Source organism: Mesorhizobium sp. M7A.F.Ca.CA.001.04.2.1, assembly GCF_003998485.1.
GTDB lineage: Bacteria > Pseudomonadota > Alphaproteobacteria > Rhizobiales > Rhizobiaceae > Mesorhizobium > Mesorhizobium ciceri.
The window spans coordinates 14212-32387 of the sequence record NZ_RZQT01000031.1 but is presented as its reverse complement, the minus strand read 5'-3'; the positions used below and the strand labels follow the sequence as shown (position 1 = coordinate 32387).

The following is an 18176-nucleotide window of genomic DNA, read 5'->3' as shown; positions in this document are numbered from 1 at the left end:
CGAGGCCACCTCCTCCCACAAGGAGAGAAGGGAGAACCCTACACTTTCCACGGATCCGTCACCCTCGGCCACACCGGCCTTGTCAGCTTCTTGTAATCGGTCACCGCCGGATTGCTGGGATACGAACTCGGCGCCGAGACATAGATGATCTCGGCGGCGATCGGCTCGAAGCCGGCGTAGAAATGATTGGTCGACTTGATCAGCAGCATGTCCTTGGCTAGCGGATCGACGCCGATGTTGGAAAAGATATCCGGCTCGAAGGTCTGCGTGCGGTTGGTGTTGAGGATGATGTCGACCTCGGTGCCTTCGAGGCGGACCAGCGCCGTCGGCCCAAGCGTCACCCGGCTTGGCCCGAAACTCTGCCAGCCCTCCGCAACCGCCTTCAGCACGCGCACGCGCGCATCGATCGGCTCGCCGGCTTGCGGCCCGGCCTTGCCGCCGAAGCGCAGGTCGATGACTGCGCCCTCGCCTGCCGCCAGGCAGAAGGTGACCGCGATCGGATCCCAGATGGTCGCGACGGCGAACCTGTCCAGGCCACGCACCAGCATCTGGCGCAGCACGAAGGTGCCGTCGCCGGGCACACCGCCGCCGGGATTGTCCCAGATATCGGCGATGACCACCGGCTTGCCCGAATTTTCTGTGCGCACGGCCAGCGCCCGATCGATGCCGTCGGCAGCACTCAGCATCGTCATCGCCGTCTTTTCGCGCAGCGCGTAGAGTTCCCGCCCGAGCCGTTCCGCCAGCGCGTCGCCCTTGGCCTTGTCATTGTCGGTGACGACCAGGATGCGCGTGCCCATCTCGGGCACATCGGCCGCCATGAAGCCGTGGATGACGGAGACCGACAGCACGCCGTCCTTGCCGTGCAGCGCCTTGATGCGATCGACGAAGGACCGCATCGGCTCGCGGCTGGTCGGCAGCACCTGGATCATGCGGCAGTCGAAGGTCGAAATGACAGGGTTGATCTCACCACGCACTGCTGCCAGGCCAAGCTTGACGACATGTTCGCCGCGCTCGTAGAAATCGGTGTGCGGAAATTCGAGGAAATAGGCGAGAATGTCGGAGGCCGCGACGCGCTTCGGTGTCAGATGGCTGTGCGGATCGAGTTCCACGGCGATCACCACCTCCGGCCCGACCATTGCGCGAACCCGTTCGAGCAGATCGCCTTCGCAATCGTCATAGCCTTGCGCCACCATGGCGCCATGCAGGCCGAGGATGACAGCATCGACCGGCAGCGCCGCCTTGAGCTGGCCCAGAATCTCGTCGCGCAAAGCCTCATAGGTCTGCCGCTGCACCAGGCCGCCCGGCTCGGCCCAGGTGGCGGTGCCTTCGATGACATCGAGGCCTTCGGCCACCGCACGCCGGCGTAGCGCCACCATCGGCGAGGAGCACAGCGTCGGCGTTTCCGGGTGCTTGCCGGGCCCGGCATAGAAGGCCATCTCGAACGAAGCCCTATCGGTCGGCACCGGCGAGAAGGTGTTGGTTTCCGTCGCCAGCGAGGCGGTGAAAATGCGCATGAAAGCTCCGTCCGTGAATAGGCGCTATTTGACCGCCCCGAGCGCCAGGCCTCTGACGAGGTAGCGCTGCAGCCAGATGAACAGGATGGCCACCGGCAAGGTCGCCAGCAGCGTCGCGGCCATGACGTGATGCCATTCGATGGTGTAGCGGCCGGCGACCAGCGAAAACACCTGGATCGGCAGCGTGTAGCTTTCCTGGCTGCGCAGCATGGTGAGCGCCACGACGAACTCGTTCCAGGCGTTGATGAAGGTGAAGATCGCCGTCACCGCGATCGCCGGCAGACAGAGCGGCAGGAACACCTTGCGCAAGGTCAGCCAGCGGCCGGCGCCCTCCATCCAGGCGGCTTCCTCGAGATCGCGGGGGATGGTGTCGAAATAGCTCTGCAGCATCCACACCGTGAAGGCGACGTTGAAGGCCATGTAGATGAAGCCGAGCGCCGTCGTGCTCTCGACCAGGCCCCAGGCGGCCATCAGCCGGAACAGGCCGAGCACCAGCACGATCGGCGAGATCATCTGCGAAATCAGCAGGAACTGGCGCAAGGCGCCGTAGCCGGCAAAGCGGAAGCGCGACATCGCATAGGCCGCCGGAACCGAGATCAGGATGGCGCCGACGGTGGCGATCACAGACACGTAGAGCGAATTGAGCAGCGCCTGGCCGAAGCCCGTCGCCACCCACATGTCGGAAAAATTCGACCAGCGGAATTCGCTCGGCCACCAGGTCGGCGACAGCACTTCCTGCCTCGGCTTGACTGCGGTCAGGAACATCACCGCGAAGGGAAAGAGCGTCACCACAATCAGCGGCGCCAGCAGCAGCCAGGCGATGATCGAACGCTTGAGCTTGCTCGTCATGCGCGTTGCTCCCGCATCGCCAGCCGCACATAGATCATGGTGAAGACCAGCAAGATGGCGAACATCACCAGCGACACCGCCGATGCTTCGCCCAGCTTGCCGATGCGGAAGGCCAGCTTGTAGAGATGGGTGACCAGGATATCGGTCGAGTTGGCCGGCCCGCCCTGCGTCATCACCCAGATGATCGGGAAGGAATTGAAGACGTAGATGGTGTTGAGCACGATGGCGATGTTGATGAACGGTTTCAGGAGCGGAAAGGTGATTTCGCGGAACTGCTGCAGCGGCGTCGCCCCTTCAAGCGCCGCCGCCTCGTAGAGATCGTCCGGGATCGACGACAGCCCGCCGAGGAAGATCGTCGTCGTGAACGGCACCGTCACCAGGATACCGATCAGCACTTGCATCGGAAAGGCGGTTTCGGCACTCGCCAGCCACTGGATGTTGTGATCGATGAGGCCGAGGCCGATCAGCGCCGAATTGAGCATGCCGCTTTCGCCGCTCAGCGCCCAGCGCCAGACCACCGCAGTCATGGTCAGCGACACCGCCCAGGGCAGCATGATGATGACGCGGGCAATGCCGCGGCCATAGAAATCGGTGTTGAGGATCATCGCCACCGGGATCGACAAGAGAAGCGCGCCGCCGACCACCATCACCGTCCATTGGCCGGTGCGCCAAAGCGCGGCCGTGAAATCGGGATCGGCAGCGAGTGCCGCGAAATTGGCGAAGTCGTTGAAGTCACGAAGCTGGCCGAAGCGGCTGACGTCATGCGTCGAGATCTGGATCAGGTCCCAGACCGGCCAGAAGATGACCACCGCCGCCAGAAACAGGCTGGGCAAGGTCAGGAGATAGGGCAAGAAACGATTTTGCATCGGCTGGCTTTGTACCGCGTTGCGGGGAGATTGGATTTCGCTGGCTTAACAGATTGACTTGGTCCGGCCTCGTTCTTCTCAGGGCACCGCTTCAGGATTCCTTGCAACCGTCGGCGCTGCCCTCACCTGCTCGTCCGTTCTCCGCAGCAGTTGCGGAAGGGCCCCTTTCCTCTCGCCCGTCGATCGGGGGAGAGGTGTCGAGCGAAGCTCGACGGAGTGGGGGTCGACCCCTTGGGCGCAAGGCGAGGCTTGCGCCTGGTGCTCTTCCTATATCCGTTCGCGGTGGCTGCCAGGTGGTTCCCCCACTCCGTCTCGGCTTCGCCGAGCCACCTCTCCCCCCTCCGGTGGGAGAGGAAAGGAGCCTGGCTGGGCGGCGTTGACATCGACGAACTATCTTTCTGCTCGAGGCTGCAAGATGTGGCGCGCCCCGCCTGAATCTGGGGCGCGCCACGGGCGCAGGGAGATACGCCCTATTCCTTCAGCACTGCCCCTACTTCTTCAGCACCGCATTGGCCTTGGCCGCCGCGTCCTTCAGGCCTGCCTCGGGGTCGCCGCCGAGATAGATCTTCTGCATGGCGTCCGACGTGATCTGGGCGACCTCTTCCCAGCCCGGGATGACCGGCGCGAAGCGGGCGTCGGGCAGCAGAGCGGTGAACGCGGCCAGATCGGCATTGTTGACGTAGTAGTCCATCTTGGCCTCTTCCTTGTTCACCGGCAGGAAGCCTTCGCCCTGTGTGAACTTGGCACGCTGCTCCGTGGTGAACAGGAAATCGAGCAGCTTCCAGGCCTCGTCCTTGTTCTTGGAGTTCTTGAACATGATGATGGAATCGGTGACGCCATAGGTGCCGCGCGCGCCGGTCGGTCCGGCGGGAATGGCCGCAACGCCGTATTTCAGGTTCGGCGCCTCGTCCTTGATCTGGTTGGACAGGAAGGGTGCGGTGATCATCATGCCGACCTTGCCCTGCTTGAACAGGTTCTGCACGTCCTCGCGGTTGTTGGAGGTGACGCCGGGTTCGGTCAGGCCTTCGTCGATCATCGACTTGTAAAGCTTGGCGGCTTCAAGCGCGCCGGGCGTGCTCAGGCCCGAAGTGCCGTCCTTGTTGAGGATTTCCGTGCCGTAGGACCACATCGCATAGTAGTAATAGACGTCGGTCTCGATCTCCTTGCCCTGCAGGCCGAAGCCGAACGTGCCGGACCCCAGAGCCTTGATCTTGCGCGCATCTTCCTGCAGCTCGGTCCAGTTTGCCGGTGGCTTGGCGATGCCGGCCTTCTCGAACAGCTCCTTGTTGTAGTACATGGCGCGCGCCGAGGCAGCGATCGGCAGGCCGTAGGTCTTGCCATCCATGATCGAGGGCGACAGGAAGGTGTCGATGAAGCGGTCCTTGAAGTCGGGCTTGATGTAGCCGTCGAGCGGCTCGGCGACATCCTGCTGGACGAAGTCGATCAGCCAGCGCGTGCCGATGATCGACAGATCGGCATTGGTGCCGGCGGTGATGTCGGTGGTCAGCTTCTGCAGCAGCACATCCCACGGCACCACTTCGAACTTGACCGTGATGCCGGGGTTCGCCGCCTCGAATTCCTTCTTGACGCTGTCGAAATATGGGCCAGTCTTGGCGCTGTACTCGGCCACGGTGACCCGCACCTCGCCCGCATCCGCCTGCGCCGCAATTGCCAGCATGCTCATTCCGGCCATCAGGCCGACAGTCCATTTTGCAAGACTCATTTGAACTCTCCCATTTTGATTTTTGCGCCTGCGCGCCTCTTCGTTACCCAAGCAAAAGATTTATGTGACTTTCCTACATTATCGAGGATTTGAAGGCTTGCAAGCAGATTATTCTGTTGCTTAATTACATTTTGTGGACTAGGCCTGATCCGACCTGTCGAAGATCCCGGAGGATGACGCACGGTGGTTTCGCAAACGGAACTCGAAGGCAGGGCCGAATTCGAGGGCAAGACTGTCGTTGTGACGGGTGCGGGCGGCGGCCTCGGCACGGCCATCGTGGCGCTGATGGCGCAAAGGGGCGCCAGGGTCGTAGGCTGCGACCAGTCGAGCGAGGCGTTGAAGAGCCCGTATTTTGCCGCCCGCCACGTCTTCGATCTTCTCGACAAGGCGTCGATAGCCACGGCGATCGCCGCCATCCTCGACCGGGACGGTGTGCCCGACATTCTCATCAACAATGCCGGCTGGACGCGCGCCGAGACGCTCCCCGCGCTCAACCCCGACAGGATTGAGCAGGAACTCGACCTCAACCTGACCGGCGTGATGAATTTCGCCGATCCGCTGGTCAAGGCGATGGCCAGCCGTGGCTCCGGCAGCGTCGTCTTCATCTCCTCGGTCAACGCCATCACGCATTTCGGCAATCCCGCCTATGCCGCGGCCAAGGCCGGCATCAACGCCTATGCCAAGGCGATCGCCGTCGAGCTCGGCCGCAGCGGCCTGCGCGCCAATGTCGTCTGCCCCGGATCGATCCGCACCGCCGCCTGGGACCACCGCCTTGCCAAGGATCCCGAAATCCTCGGCAAATTGCAGCGGCTCTATCCGCTCGGTCGCATCGTCAACGCTGCGGAAGTGGCGGAAGCCGTCGCTTTCCTTGCGTCCGATCGCGCATCGGGAGTAACAGGCGTGGTGATGCCCGTGGACGCGGGACTGACCGCCGGTTGCCTGCCCTTCATCGACGACATATTGGGAGCGTGAGCATGACCGACGTCGAGTTCCGCGACCTGTCGAAATCCTTCGGGCAGCACAAGATCCTCGAGAACATCAGCCTCGATATCAAGAGCGGCGAGTTCGTCGTCCTGGTCGGGCCGTCCGGCTGCGGCAAGTCGACCTTGCTGCGCATGCTCGCCGGCCTGGAGACGATCACTTCCGGCGATCTGTTGATCGGCGGCGTGCGCGCCAACGCGCTGCCGCCGCAGCAGCGCAACATCGCCATGGTGTTCCAGTCCTATGCGCTGTTTCCGCATCTGAAGGCATCGGACAATATCGGTTTCGGCCCGAAGATACGCGGCGAGACGCGCACGGTAATCGATGAGAAGGTCAAGAAGGCGTCCGGGGTCCTCAATCTCTTCTCCTATCTCGACCGCTATCCCCGCCAGCTGTCGGGCGGCCAGCGCCAGCGCGTCGCCATGGGCCGCGCCATCGTGCGCGAACCGTCTGTGTTCCTGTTTGACGAACCGCTGTCCAATCTCGACGCACAATTGCGCGTGCAGATGCGCGTCGAGATCAAGGCTCTGCACCAGCGGCTGAAATCGACGATCGTCTACGTCACCCACGACCAGATCGAGGCTATGACCATGGCCGACCGCATCGTCGTGATGGATCGCGGCAGGATCCAGCAGGTCGGGGCGCCGCTGGAGCTCTATGACAGGCCGGCCAACAAGTTCGTCGCCTCCTTCCTCGGCTCGCCGTCGATGAGTTTCGTCTCGGGTTCGCTCAAGACGACGCTTGAGAAAACCTGGTTCGAATCGGCCGGTGGCGGGCGGCTGGCGCTTGCCGGCAAACAGGTGCCGGCGGACAGCGCGGTGGAGGCCGGCATCCGGCCCGAGCATTTTGTCATCGGCGAGGCTGTCGACGCGATGGCGATCAGGGTGGATGTCGTCGAGCCCACCGGCTCCGAAACACATGTCTATGGCGCTATCGGTGCTGATACGGTACGCGCCGTGTTCCGTGACAGGGTGCCGGTCAGGCCGGGAGACCTGCTGCCGGTTTCGGTCGATCCCGGCAACATCCATCTGTTCGACAAGGCGACGGGCCTGCCTCTATGAAAATATCAGCATGAAGACGCCGGCCGACATCATCACGCGCCTGCAGCTGATGTCGCAGGACGGAACGAAGTCGGATCGCAAGCTGGCCGGCTTCGTGCTGGCAGACCTCGACTTCGTTTCCAAGGCGGCGATTTCGGAAATTGCCGCGCGCGTCGGTATCAGCGAGCCGACGGTGACGCGGTTCTGCCGCAACCTCGGCTGCGAGGGCCTGCGCGACTTCAAATTCTATCTGGCGCAAGCCATCGCCATCGGCGGCCAGTATCTGTCGCCGGAGCCGTTGAGCCGCGATGCCCGCGAACAGCGCATCGCTTCCGCCATCACCGAAGCGGCGATATCGGCCATCCAGCGCGCCAGCGAAAACCTCGACATGACGACGCTGGTCGCCGTCGCCGCACGCATCGCGGTTTCCGGCAATGTGCTGTGCATCGGCTCCGGTGGCATTTCGTCGATGATGGCGACCGAAATGCAGAACCGGCTGTTCAGGCTTGGCGTGTCGGTGCTGGCGCAAATCGACGGACAGTTGCAATGCATGTACGCCGCCGTCGCCACCCCCGACACCACGCTGATCGCCTTCTCCGTCTCCGGCTATGCACGATCGGTCATCGATGCGGTGCAGGTCGCCCAGCAATATGGCGCCACGACGATCGCCATCACCCCGCCGGACTCCGCGCTCGCCAAGGTCGCCGACACGGTCATCCATTTCCAGTCGCTGGAAGACGGCAATATCTACAAGCCGACATCGTCGCGCTATGCGCTGCTGTCGATCGTCGACATGATCGTCACCTCGGTCGCCGAGACGCGCGGACCAAGGGTTCTGGAAAATCTGCGCCGCATCAAGCAGAGCGTCAACACGTTGAAAGTTGACGATCCGCGTTTGCCGCTGGGGGATTGACCCTCCGGCAAGGACATCAGGCCTGATGGCCGAGCGCCTCGATGCTTTTCGCCAACGTCTCCGGATCGCCTTCAATGCGCACGGTCTTCAGCCGCGCCGTGCCGCCGGCGACAACCGAGACGGCGGACCCCGGCACGCCAATCGCCTTGGCAATCAGCTTTTCGAGCGCATGATTGGCGGCGCCGTTTTCCGGCACGGCGCGGGCGCGCGCTTTCAGATGGCTTCGCTCGTCCGCCGTGGTCTCGATGCCTTCGAGCCTGTCCAGCGCAGCCTTCGGCGTCAGCCGGACAAACAGCTCGACGCCATCATCGCGCAGGCGAAACGGCGCGCTCATACGATCATCGGCCTCACAGGACCAGAGGCGCCACACTGGTCAATATGAACTGCCGCAGGAAGAACAGGATCAGAAGCAGGATGATCGGCGAGATGTCGATGCCGCCAAGGTCCGGCATGAACCGGCGGATCGGCCGCAACGCCGGTTCGGTCAGCCGATAGAGCATGTTGCCTATGGAACCGACGAACTGATTGCGCGAGTTGACGACGTTGAAGGCGTAAAGCCAGGAAAAGATCGCCGATGCGATGATGATCCACCAGTAGAGGTCGAGCGCCATGACGATTGTCTGAATGAGGGCGAGCATGCCGGTCTCCAATTGTTGCCGACATGTAGCCATTGCACGCGAAACCGGCAAGGGCCGCCTGCCACGGTGCGCCGGTACGGCTGCCAGGCCACTGGATTTCGGCAAACCTCCGCCTTGACAGGAAACCGCGGCGCCCGATAAATGCGCCCATCCGCTGGACGGGGCTGTAGCTCAGCTGGGAGAGCGCGTCGTTCGCAATGACGAGGTCAGGAGTTCGATCCTCCTCAGCTCCACCAGCGGATTAATTCCTCGCTCTCCGCGCCATATGCAGTCCGCGACGCTCGTCCGGGCTGGCCTCCACGGCTGGCATTTGCCGTGCCGGCGCGCCTAAAAGGCCGCGCGCCGCGCCGCCTGTTTTCGCAATCTCCGGCAAGACTTTTGTCAATTGGACTTATGGCGGAAGCGCTCGTCGATTGTTTCCGTTTTTTTTGCAAACCGCCCCACTAAATTGACGTTACCAAATCAGTTTTTTCTGTGCGTTGTGGCCAAGGCGTTTCGGCGGGGGCGACCGGAGACGCTATATGGATTTCGAGTTGAAATGAAAAACCCGCCCGCGGAAGCAAAGACGTGTCAATTCGCGAGAATCTCGCTGCAAATCTTAGACGGCTGAGCAAGGACCATGCCTCCGTAAGTGCGGTATGCCGTGAGCTGCACATCAATCGCACGCAGTTCGAACGCTACCTGCAAGGGCAGACCGTTCCCAACAAGGCCACCGCCAAGCTGATATGCGATTACTTTCGGATCGACGAGGCCGAACTGTACCAGGATCCCGGCGCACCCGAGCCCGCGATGCGTGGCCTGCCGCCGGTTTCCGAGAGCCTGTTCAACCAGATGATCCGCCCTCCCAGTCCTTCGATCGCGGGCGGCACCTATTTCACCTATTTCTCGATCCCGGGCCGCCTCGACCTCCTGATGCGCTCGGTGACCTTCGTGCGGCGCGAAGCCGAACTGGTCACCTTCCGAAGGGTCACCGGATGGTCGGAGCGCCAGGGATCGACCTGGGCACGAGCGCGCGGCAATCACTATGGCGTGGCGATCTCGCGGCTGAACTGGATCTATTTCAGCGGCATCAATCGCCGACAGACCGGAGAGCCGTCGCTGATCTCCGTGCAATGGGCTCCCATCTCCGAACCGGTGCTGATGGGCAAGGCCATGCTTCTGACGGAGGCCGGCCCGGCATTCGTGTCCGTCATCATGCGGCGCGACATTGCCAATATCCAGGCAAGGGATGCCATCAGCATGGCGCATGTCATCAGCCTCGACGATGCGGGCGTCGACCAACTGGTTGTCAGCCTGACCCGGGACGGGTTGGGCTAATCCCTCGGATCGCCGTGTCTTACGCCAAATAAGAATAAGCGTACGCCGATAAAGCGTATGCCAACGATTGTCTACTCTGTATCTGAATAAAATCGATATTTTACACTTTAATGCCAGGAAAGATAATCCACACGTCCGTCTTCGGCTCGTGGTTTTACTATAATTTTAACAAACCATTAACTCTTCCGACCTTACCTTTCTTCACGCGGATCCCATTCTGGGGGTCTTTCAACGGATCCCAAATGGGGGTCAGGAAAGGGATAAAAATGGCCAAGAAAGTGACTAACGCTCCGAAGCTGACGATTGCCGCCGGCACGCAGACCGTCTTCTTTTCGCAGGGTATGCACTACAACAAGCGCTGAAGCCGTTCTGCGCCGACGAGCGGTTCGCTTGTCGGCGCCTCGGCTCCGCAGATGGCATCCAGCTTCATGAAAATGCGCTCTTCGAAAACGCTCGTTTTCTACCCCGGACCGAACAAGGTCACGGCATGCAACTTCCTGACCAGAAGCGTCTTCGAATGCAGCCCTGAGATGGTCGGCCTTCTCGCATCGTGGGACAAATGGGCATCGACGGCGGACATTGCCCGCGCCCATGGGTGGTCGAAGTCCGAGTTGAAGGCTGTCGTTCCGCAGTTGCTCGATTTTTCCGCCCTGGTCACCGCCGGATCGCCTCTCGCCGAGCAGGAGGAACAATTTTCAGGACAATGGAGTTGGGGGCTTCCGACGGCGCTGATGCATTTCTGCGTCCAGGACAGCGAATACATGACCATCGAGCAGGCGGAAGAGCGGCAGATAGAACGCGCCGGCCATACGCCGCAGCCGGACCTCCTGCTCAAGAATTCCGCCGGCGCTATCCAGCTGCCGAATGCACTGGAAGACAACGAACTTCTTAGCTTGATGGCGCGGCGCCGCACCAACCGCACGGCGGCTCAGCCCACCATCACAGCCAAACAGCTTTCCGATTGCCTGTTCGCAGGGCTCGGCATCATCGGCGAGACCGCCAATTGCGTTGGCACCCTGCCGCTTGGCATGACCCCTTCCGGCGGCGCGCGGAATCCCTATGAGGCCTATGTGGTCGCGCTCGGCGTCGATGGCCTCGAGCCCGGTGTCTATCATTATTCCGCCGCCGATCACGACCTTGGCAGGATTTCCGCGAACCATCTGCCGAAGATCTCCGAACTGGTCGGCGGACAGGAGTGGGCTGATAGCATGCCGTGCCTGATCCTGCTTTGCGCCAGGCTCGATCGCACGATGTGGAAATATGAGGACGCCAACGCCTATCGTGTCGTGCTGATCGAGGCCGGCCATATCGGCCAGAATATCATGCTGGCGGCGACCAATCATGGCCTGTCGGCATGTCCGACAGCCGCGCTCAATCATTCCGCCATCAAGCGGCTGCTTGGTCTCGACAGTCTCACCGACGCACCGATCTATGCCTTGACCCTCTCGACCCCGGAAAGAGACCCGTCCACCGCGAGCCAATCCATCAATTAGTCGACCAACAATGTGCAGTCCGGCCAGTAACGCGTTCCCCAGGGTATAACCAGAGACAGGAGCAGCACGTGCCAAATCAATCCTTACGCCAGTCGGAAATCGATAGTCTTCAATATATTTCGTCGATGACCAATGAGCTCGTGCAAATGGCCGAATCAAGCCGTTTTCCGATGATCTCCTATCTGCTGGGCATGGCCTATGCGGAGGCCTTCGACGTTCTTCGCGGCGCACGGCCGGCCAGGCATGCGCAGCTCAGCGGCAACCCGCTGCACCCCAAGGCGCAGGCAAAAGACAATCGTGCCGCCCAGCCACGGAGAGCGTAGCGACATGCAATCGTCAGCCGCATGCGCGGTGGCCGGCTCGACCTCCCGGCCAAACCGCTGGGAGACGCTGTGCGCGTTGCAAAGCCTGCTGCCGCTGCTGAAGAAAGCCGCGACGGATCTGCACCGCGCCGACATGGTCTACTGGTTCGAGCAGGCCGATGCCGAGGTCGCCAACATCATCAGGGGCCACCCCTCCGATGCAACCGCGATCCCGACCCTGATTGCATCCTGCCCGCAGGACCGGCATCCGGTCGCTCAGGCTTGATGCAAGTCGCCCGCCCAAACGCCACGCGCTTAGTGGTTCAGCGCCGCTGAACCGCTCTGATCACCAGCTTTCAGGCAATTCCAGACCGGAGCCTATTGCGCGCCTGGAATGCCAAGGGGGACCTGCACATGAACATGATAGCCAACATCAGAAGCGTCGATGCCAGGGAAAGCATTTTCAGTCGGCTCGACGTCTTGATCGCCAGGCGACCGCCATCGCCTGACGCCGCGCGGATCGAGGCCCGCCAACTCGTCTCGATGGCGATTGCCGACAGCTGCCAGGCCGACAGTCTCTGGGGTACAGTGGACGCCTTCCACGCCCATTTCGACTTCATGATGCAGACCATCGAGATCAACGGAGCCGATGACCCGAGCCTCGGGCTGTTGCGCACGAAATGCCGTTTCTACCTCGAACAGGTCGAGGCCCTGAGCCTGTCACTGACCTATTGACAGGCCAGCCGATCAAGTTCGGCTCTAGAGCAATTCCAGGAAAAGTGTGAAACGGTTTTCCCGGGAATACGCATAGCGTTTTCCCTTGGGAATTGCGTCAAAACAAGAGTTAGAGTAGTTGGCCGTTTCCGTGAAACGGTGAGCTGCTCTAGTTGCGCAGGCTGAACACGAACGGCGCTGTACGGCTCAGACGCGAGCCGAGGTCCGGTGGCGGTGCCGGCACCGTGGCGCCTTGCAGCACGGCGAGCGCCGCACGGTCCAGATCCGCATCCCCGGAGGAACGAGAGAGCTTGGCGGACAGGACCCGGCCGGACGAGTCGACCGTGAAGGCGACATACGGCCTGCCTTCCACGCCTCGGGCCTTGGCAGAGCTGGGATAGCGCGTGTGCCGCTTGATCCAGGCGCCCAGACGGGAGTCCCATTTGCTGGAGTCGCCGGAGCGCGACGTCGATTCCGCCGCCTTCGGCGCCGCGGTCCTGGCCGCGGGCCGTGCGTCGGCGCTGGCGACGGTTGCCGTCTTCGGCGGAGCCGCCTTCTCCTTCTTAAGCCGCGGCTTGGGCTTCTCGACAGGTTTTTTCGCCTTGGCCTCGACCGGTTTCTTGTCTTTGACAATTTCGACCGGTTTCGGCTGCGGCAAGGGAATGACGACGTCTGGCGTAACGGCCTCGACAACATCCGGGATGACCTCATCCGGCGGCGGCTGATCGGCCTGTTCAGCCGTTTCGGTCCGGTTGGGTTCGGCCTCGTCAGGCGCGACCGCTTCCGGCGGCTCGACAACCGGCTCCGCCTTTTCGACCGGTTCTTCAGGCGTCGGCTCGGTCGTCGGTGTCGGTTCGGTCTGATCTGGCGTCACCGCGTCCAGCGCGGCGACCTGTTCTCGTACGGCCGGCATCACCACCATCGGCGCCATCTCGATCACCTGGGCCGGTGGCGGACCGCCGTCCGCTTCGGTGACCATGGTGAGATTCTGCACTGCATAGGCGACCGCGACATGGGCTCCGAGGACCAGCGCGGCAGCACCGGCCCACAAGCCAAGGTCGCGCCAGCCGAAGCGCGACATCTGGACCGAGGGCACGGCGACCGCTTGCGTCATGGCGCCGCCGCACCGGTGGCTGTGGGCGCGGGGGCATTGGACGCGGGAGCCGTCTCCAGGCCGACCAGCGCGATCTTCAGATAGCCGGCGCCGCGCAACAGGTTCATCGCCTCCATCAGGTCGCCATAGGCGACCGCCTTGTCGGCGCGCAGGAAGATGCGCGTCTGCTTGTCACCCTTGGTCTTGGCGTCCAGCGTCGCGGCGAAAGCCGGGCGTGGCACGCCGTCATTGCCGATCGCCAGCGTCAGATCGTCCTTCAGCGTCAGGAACAGCGGTGTCTCGGGCCTCGGCGCGGGCGTTGCGGTCGAACCCGGCAGGTCGACATTGACATCCACCGTGGCCAGCGGTGCCGCGACCATGAAGATAATCAACAACACCAGGATGACATCGATGAACGGGGTGACGTTGATCTCGTGGCTTTCCTCGAGATCGTCATCCATGGTCTGTCGGATTCTGCTTCCCATGGCGCTACTCCGCCGCCAGTGGCGCGGCCGGCGCGACGGTGCGGAAGTCGAGGTCGCGGCTGACCAGTCGTTCGACCCCTGCCGAGGCATCGGCGAGGATCTGCCGATAGCCGGCTATCGAGCGGGCGAAGACGTTGTAGATGACGACGGCCGGTATGGCCGCGACCAGGCCCATCGCGGTGGCCAGCAGCGCTTCGGCGATGCCCGGCGCGACCACGGCGAGATTGGTGGTCTGCGCCTGCGAGATGCCGATGAAGGCGTTCATGATGCCCCAGACCGTGCCGAACAGGCCGACGAAGGGCGCGGTCGAGCCGATCGTCGCCAGCACGCCGGTGCCGCGTGACATGCGCCGCGCCGCCGCCGCCTCGATGCGCGACAGGCGCGACGTAACCCGTTCCTTGAGGCCATCGCCTGAGACATGATCGAGGGCGCCGGCTGAGAGTGCGGTCTCCTCCTCGGCCGCCCGCACCAGCAGCGCGCCCGGGCCGCCGCTGCGGTCGAGGGTACTGCTGGCCTGCTTCAGCGTGGCGGCCTTGCCGATCGCCCGCACGGCGCGACGGATGCGCAGCTTGCCGCCGAAAAGCTCCAGCGACTTGGCCAGCCATATCGTCCAGGTGACGACGGAGGCAAAGGCCAGCCCGATCATCACCGCCTTGACGACGATATCGGCCGCCATGAACATGCCCCATGGCGACAGGTCATGCGGCAAGGTCAATTCCATCGCCGTCGAAGGTCCGGCCTCGGCTGGCGCGGCCGTGTTCGGCTGGGTGCCCGGCTGCGAAGGCGCCATCGTGGCCGGCGGAGCGACTGCCGGTGCGGCGGGCGCCGGCGCAATCGGCGCTGGGGCCGTGGGAGCAGCCGGGGTGGGGGCATCAATCGCCGGCGCGGCACCGGCCGGTTGCTCCTGGGCCATCGCGCTGCCGGCCGACAGGATGACGGATGCGACCAACGCCGCCAACAAACCACTTCTCGACAACAGCTTCTTCCTTGTTCTCACAGCGGCCAGCCGCCTTCTATTTCCCGCCGCCGCACCAGATCTCGTCACTGCACATAGCCGACAGGCTGGCCGGTGACGGGGTGCGCGAACACGCCCATCTCCACGCCGAAAATGCCTTTCAGCACATCGCTGCGCATGATCTCGGCTGGTGTGCCGCGCGTCAGCAGCTTGCCGTCCTTGAGCGCGATCAGCTCGTCGCAGTAGCGCGCCGCCATGTTGGGATCGTGCAGCACGACGACGACGCACAGGTCGCGTTTGCGGCTGAGTTCCTTGACCAGCCCGAGCACCTCGACCTGATGGGCGATGTCGAGTGCCGAGATCGGCTCGTCGAGCAGCATGACGCCGGCGTTCTGCGCCACCAGCATGGCGAGCCAGGCGCGCTGGCGCTCGCCGCCCGACAATTCGTCCACCAGCCGATCCGCGAACCCGTCCATGTCGGTCAGGGCCAGCGCCTCGTCGACATGCTGCCTGTCCTGCGCGCGGAAGCGGCCAAGCGCGCCATGCCAGGGATAGCGTCCCAACGTCGCCAGTTCGCGCACGGTCAGGCCGGTCGCCGCCGGTGTCGTCTGCGGCAGATAGGCAAGCGCGCGGGCAAATTCGCGGGCGCCCCATTGCGGCAACGGACGCCTGGCGAAAGTGATGGCGCCTGAACTCGCCGGCTGTTGGCGCGCCATGAGCTTGATCAGCGTCGACTTGCCCGAACCATTGTGGCCGATCAGCCCATAGACGCGCGAGCGCTCCAGTTCGAGCGAGACCGGACCGAGCAGCGTCCGCTCGCCGACGGCAAAGCGCACCGCGTCGATATGGAAGGCAGTCTGGGCATCAATTCCAGCCATGCTCATGGCTTTTCTCCAGTGCGGCCGCCCGCATTTCCAGATTCCGGCTTTCGACGGCTCATGCCCGGTTGACTATGAAACATGACCTTACTAGTCAACATTGAAGATGACTGCAACGATCAACAAATCGTCGCGACCGGCAATATCGACATGAAATTTGGAAAAGGGGGCGCAGGATGATCTCGGGACGTGGACTGATTTGGCAGGACCGGATGGCGCGAAAGCGCCTGCTGATCGCAGCGGTGTCGGTGCCGGCCCTGCTTGGCTGCGGCCATGCACTGGCCCAGGAGACGGTCACCACCACCCTGGACCCGATCAACGTCCAGGAACGTGTCGAAAGCGCCTTCGGGCCGGTCAAGGGCTACGTGGCCACCAAGGGCTCCACCGGCACCAAGACCGACACGCCGCTGATCGAGACGCCACAGTCGATATCGGTGATCACCAAGGGCCAGATGGAAGCACAGGCGATCGACAATCTCGGCGGCGTTCTGCGCTACACGCCCGGCGCCACTGGCGATCTCTACGGCACCGACAATCGCGGCCTCGGCCTGCAATTGCGCGGCATTTCGAACGCCAACGGCGTCTTCTACAAGGACGGGCTGCAGCTCAAGGAGAGCAATTTCACCCTGTTCACCGCGCTCGATTCCTACGGGGCGGAACGTTACGAAGTGCTGCGCGGACCAGCCTCGGTGCTTTATGGCCAGGCAAGCCCCGGCGGCATCATCAACTATGTCAGCAAGCGGCCGACCGAGGAAAACCTGCGCGAGATCGAACTCGGTGGCGGCAGCTTCAATCGCTATGAAGGCAAGTTCGATTTCAGCGGTGCCGTGAACGCCGACAAGTCGCTGCTGTTTCGCCTCACCGGTGCCGCTCACATGGGCGACACGCAGACCGATTTCGTCAAGGACGATCGCATCTTCATCGCGCCGGCGATCACCTGGCAGCCCGATGCCGACACCAGCCTGACCATCCTCGCCAACTATCAGCGCGACCGCTCGGGATGGGCGATGCAGTACCTGCCTGCCTACGGCACGGTCATACCGGGCAAGGACGGCAAGTACCTGCCGAACAGCATGTTCGTCGGCGAACCCGGCTTCGATTCCTACAACAACGACCAGGCCTCGATCGGCTACGAATTCGATCACCGTTTCAACGAAACTTGGCAGGTGCGACAGCATGCCCGCTACGTCCACCTCACCCACACCGAGGAGGGCGTCTTTGGTGGCGGACTGACGGACTCGAACGGCCTGGAACCTTCAAGCGGCGACTACTACCGTTACGCAGATGCCGGCGGCACCAAACTCAGCGGCGTCACCATCGACAACCAGGCACAAGCCGATTTCGACACCGGGCCGCTTGCCCACACGCTGCTCGTCGGCCTCGACTACAAACGCTACACTTACCGCGACTATGCCTCGGAAGGGACCGTCGAGGACGGTTTCAACATCTTCGATCCGGTTTACGGGTACCCGATCACCGATCTGACGCCCTACACCGATACCGACACCACCCAGCAGCAGGTCGGTCTCTATGCCCAGGACCAGGTCAAGTTCGGCAACTGGCGGCTGACCCTTGGCGGCCGCCAGGATTGGTCGGATGCCAAGGTCTACGACAATCTGGCCGGCGGCTACATTCCCGAGCAGAAGGACAACGCCTTCACCAGCCGCGCCGGCCTGGTCTATCTCGCAGACAACGGCCTGGCACCCTATGTCAGCTATTCCGAGTCGTTCCAGCCGGTGGCCGGCGCCGATAGCGACGGCAATCTGTTCGTGCCCGAGACCGGCAGGCAGTACGAGATCGGCCTGAAGTACCAGCCGACTGGCTGGAATTCCTTCATTACGGCATCGGTTTTCGACCTGACCCGACAGAATGTCGTGCGTTCCGGTAATGAGGGCTCACCCAACGATCTGTTCCAGACCGGTGAGATCCGTTCGCGCGGCGTGGAATTCGAGGCCGTTGCCAGCCTCGATTCCGGCTTCGACCTGAGAGCGGCCTACACCTATCTCGACACGAAGATCACCAGGGCGACCGCTGTCGAAGACGTCAACGGCGTCTGGGTCAGCAACGAGGGCAACACGCCCTTCGGCGTGCCGGCCCATTCCGCATCGCTTTGGGCCAATTACACCTTCATGAGCGGCAAGCTCGAAGGTCTCGGCCTGGGCGCCGGTGTCCGCTATGTCGGCTCGACCTATGGCGACGACGCCAACAGCTTCAAGGTTCCGTCGGTCGTGCTCGCCGACGCGGCGGTGCATTACGCCTGGCAGAACGCCACGCTCAGCCCCAATGCCAGCAATCTGTTCGACAAACGCTACGTCGCCTCCTGCTTCTCCTCGGGCTTCGGCTGCTTCTACGGCGAGGGCCGCAGGATCAACGGTTCGGTGAAATACACATGGTAGAAGCAATGTGGCGGGCCGG

19 protein-coding genes and 1 tRNA gene are annotated in these 18176 nt (G+C 62.8%); 10 read left to right on the top strand and 10 right to left on the bottom strand.

Annotated elements, in window-relative coordinates; all coding sequences use genetic code 11:
• Positions 1–38 precede the first annotated feature (38 nt).
• The 4 genes from EN955_RS12685 to EN955_RS12670 all read right to left on the bottom strand — a co-directional run bounded on the left by EN955_RS12685 (position 39) and on the right by EN955_RS12670 (position 4952).
• Positions 39–1514, bottom strand: coding sequence for a M81 family metallopeptidase (locus EN955_RS12685; RefSeq protein WP_024504713.1), 1476 nt, complete (start codon positions 1512–1514; stop codon positions 39–41).
• 24 nt (positions 1515–1538) lie between these two features.
• Entirely contained in the window at positions 1539–2363 is an 825-nt protein-coding gene (locus EN955_RS12680) for a carbohydrate ABC transporter permease (protein WP_013528984.1), read from the bottom strand.
• Positions 2360–3229 (bottom strand): sugar ABC transporter permease, encoded by an 870-nt coding sequence (locus EN955_RS12675; protein WP_024504714.1) that lies wholly within the window; start codon positions 3227–3229, stop codon positions 2360–2362. Before EN955_RS12675 ends, EN955_RS12680 begins: the two co-directional genes overlap by 4 nt.
• Before the next feature lie 490 nt (positions 3230–3719).
• A complete protein-coding gene (locus EN955_RS12670; RefSeq protein ID WP_013528982.1) occupies positions 3720–4952 on the bottom strand; it encodes a sugar ABC transporter substrate-binding protein in 1233 nt (410 codons plus the stop codon).
• A gap of 183 nt (positions 4953–5135) precedes the next feature.
• Here EN955_RS12670 and EN955_RS12665 point away from each other — a divergent pair, with 183 nt between their 5' ends.
• Genes EN955_RS12665 through EN955_RS12655 form a run of 3 tightly spaced genes read left to right on the top strand, consistent with a single transcriptional unit; the run spans position 5136 to position 7886 of the window.
• Positions 5136–5924 (top strand): SDR family oxidoreductase, encoded by a 789-nt coding sequence (locus EN955_RS12665; RefSeq protein ID WP_024504716.1) that lies wholly within the window; start codon positions 5136–5138, stop codon positions 5922–5924.
• A gap of 2 nt (positions 5925–5926) precedes the next feature.
• Positions 5927–6994, top strand: coding sequence for a sn-glycerol-3-phosphate ABC transporter ATP-binding protein UgpC (gene ugpC / locus EN955_RS12660; RefSeq protein ID WP_013528980.1), 1068 nt, complete (start codon positions 5927–5929; stop codon positions 6992–6994).
• Positions 6995–7004: 10 nt separating this feature from the next.
• On the top strand, positions 7005–7886 hold the full coding sequence (locus EN955_RS12655; RefSeq protein WP_024504717.1) for a MurR/RpiR family transcriptional regulator: 882 nt from the start codon (positions 7005–7007) through the stop codon (positions 7884–7886).
• 16 nt (positions 7887–7902) lie between these two features.
• Here EN955_RS12655 and EN955_RS12650 read toward each other — a convergent pair whose 3' ends face one another.
• Positions 7903–8220, bottom strand: coding sequence for a DUF167 family protein (locus tag EN955_RS12650; RefSeq protein ID WP_024504718.1), 318 nt, complete (start codon positions 8218–8220; stop codon positions 7903–7905).
• A gap of 13 nt (positions 8221–8233) precedes the next feature.
• The gene (locus EN955_RS12645) at positions 8234–8524 is read right to left on the bottom strand and encodes a YggT family protein (RefSeq protein WP_013528977.1); all 291 of its coding nucleotides are present in this window, start codon (positions 8522–8524) and stop codon (positions 8234–8236) included.
• Positions 8525–8684: 160 nt separating this feature from the next.
• Here EN955_RS12645 and EN955_RS12640 point away from each other — a divergent pair.
• The 6 genes from EN955_RS12640 to EN955_RS12610 all read left to right on the top strand — a co-directional run bounded on the left by EN955_RS12640 (position 8685) and on the right by EN955_RS12610 (position 12371).
• Positions 8685–8760 (top strand) — tRNA-Ala (locus EN955_RS12640).
• Between the two features lie 331 nt (positions 8761–9091).
• Complete coding sequence (locus EN955_RS12635; protein WP_024504719.1) at positions 9092–9841, top strand: helix-turn-helix transcriptional regulator; 750 nt, start codon at positions 9092–9094, stop codon at positions 9839–9841.
• 428 nt (positions 9842–10269) lie between these two features.
• A complete protein-coding gene (locus tag EN955_RS12625) occupies positions 10270–11334 on the top strand; it encodes a SagB/ThcOx family dehydrogenase (protein WP_024504720.1) in 1065 nt (354 codons plus the stop codon).
• A 68-nt stretch (positions 11335–11402) separates the two neighbouring features.
• Positions 11403–11657, top strand: a complete 255-nt coding sequence (locus EN955_RS12620; protein ID WP_024504721.1) for a hypothetical protein — start codon at positions 11403–11405, stop codon at positions 11655–11657.
• Between the two features lie 4 nt (positions 11658–11661).
• A complete protein-coding gene (locus EN955_RS12615) occupies positions 11662–11922 on the top strand; it encodes a hypothetical protein (RefSeq protein WP_024504722.1) in 261 nt (86 codons plus the stop codon).
• 128 nt (positions 11923–12050) lie between these two features.
• Complete coding sequence (locus EN955_RS12610) at positions 12051–12371, top strand: hypothetical protein (RefSeq protein ID WP_024504723.1); 321 nt, start codon at positions 12051–12053, stop codon at positions 12369–12371.
• Positions 12372–12519: 148 nt separating this feature from the next.
• Here EN955_RS12610 and EN955_RS12605 read toward each other — a convergent pair whose 3' ends face one another.
• The 4 genes from EN955_RS12605 to EN955_RS12590 form a co-directional block, all read right to left on the bottom strand.
• Positions 12520–13464 carry an energy transducer TonB gene (locus EN955_RS12605; RefSeq protein ID WP_024504724.1) on the bottom strand — a complete coding sequence of 315 codons (945 nt, stop codon included), beginning with the start codon at positions 13462–13464 and terminating at the stop codon, positions 12520–12522.
• A complete protein-coding gene (gene exbD, locus EN955_RS12600; protein WP_013528969.1) occupies positions 13461–13928 on the bottom strand; it encodes a TonB system transport protein ExbD in 468 nt (155 codons plus the stop codon). The genes EN955_RS12605 and exbD overlap by 4 nt, the downstream gene beginning before the upstream one ends.
• A 4-nt stretch (positions 13929–13932) precedes the next feature.
• Positions 13933–14904, bottom strand: coding sequence for a tonB-system energizer ExbB (gene exbB, locus EN955_RS12595; protein WP_024504725.1), 972 nt, complete (start codon positions 14902–14904; stop codon positions 13933–13935).
• 65 nt (positions 14905–14969) lie between these two features.
• A complete protein-coding gene (locus tag EN955_RS12590; RefSeq protein WP_024504726.1) occupies positions 14970–15761 on the bottom strand; it encodes an ATP-binding cassette domain-containing protein in 792 nt (263 codons plus the stop codon).
• Between the two features lie 212 nt (positions 15762–15973).
• On the opposite strand from EN955_RS12590, the gene EN955_RS12585 reads away from it, so the two are divergent.
• Positions 15974–18157: a TonB-dependent siderophore receptor gene (locus EN955_RS12585; RefSeq protein ID WP_245265383.1), complete on the top strand. Its 2184-nt coding sequence runs from the start codon at positions 15974–15976 to the stop codon at positions 18155–18157.
• Positions 18158–18176: the final 19 nt, after the last annotated feature.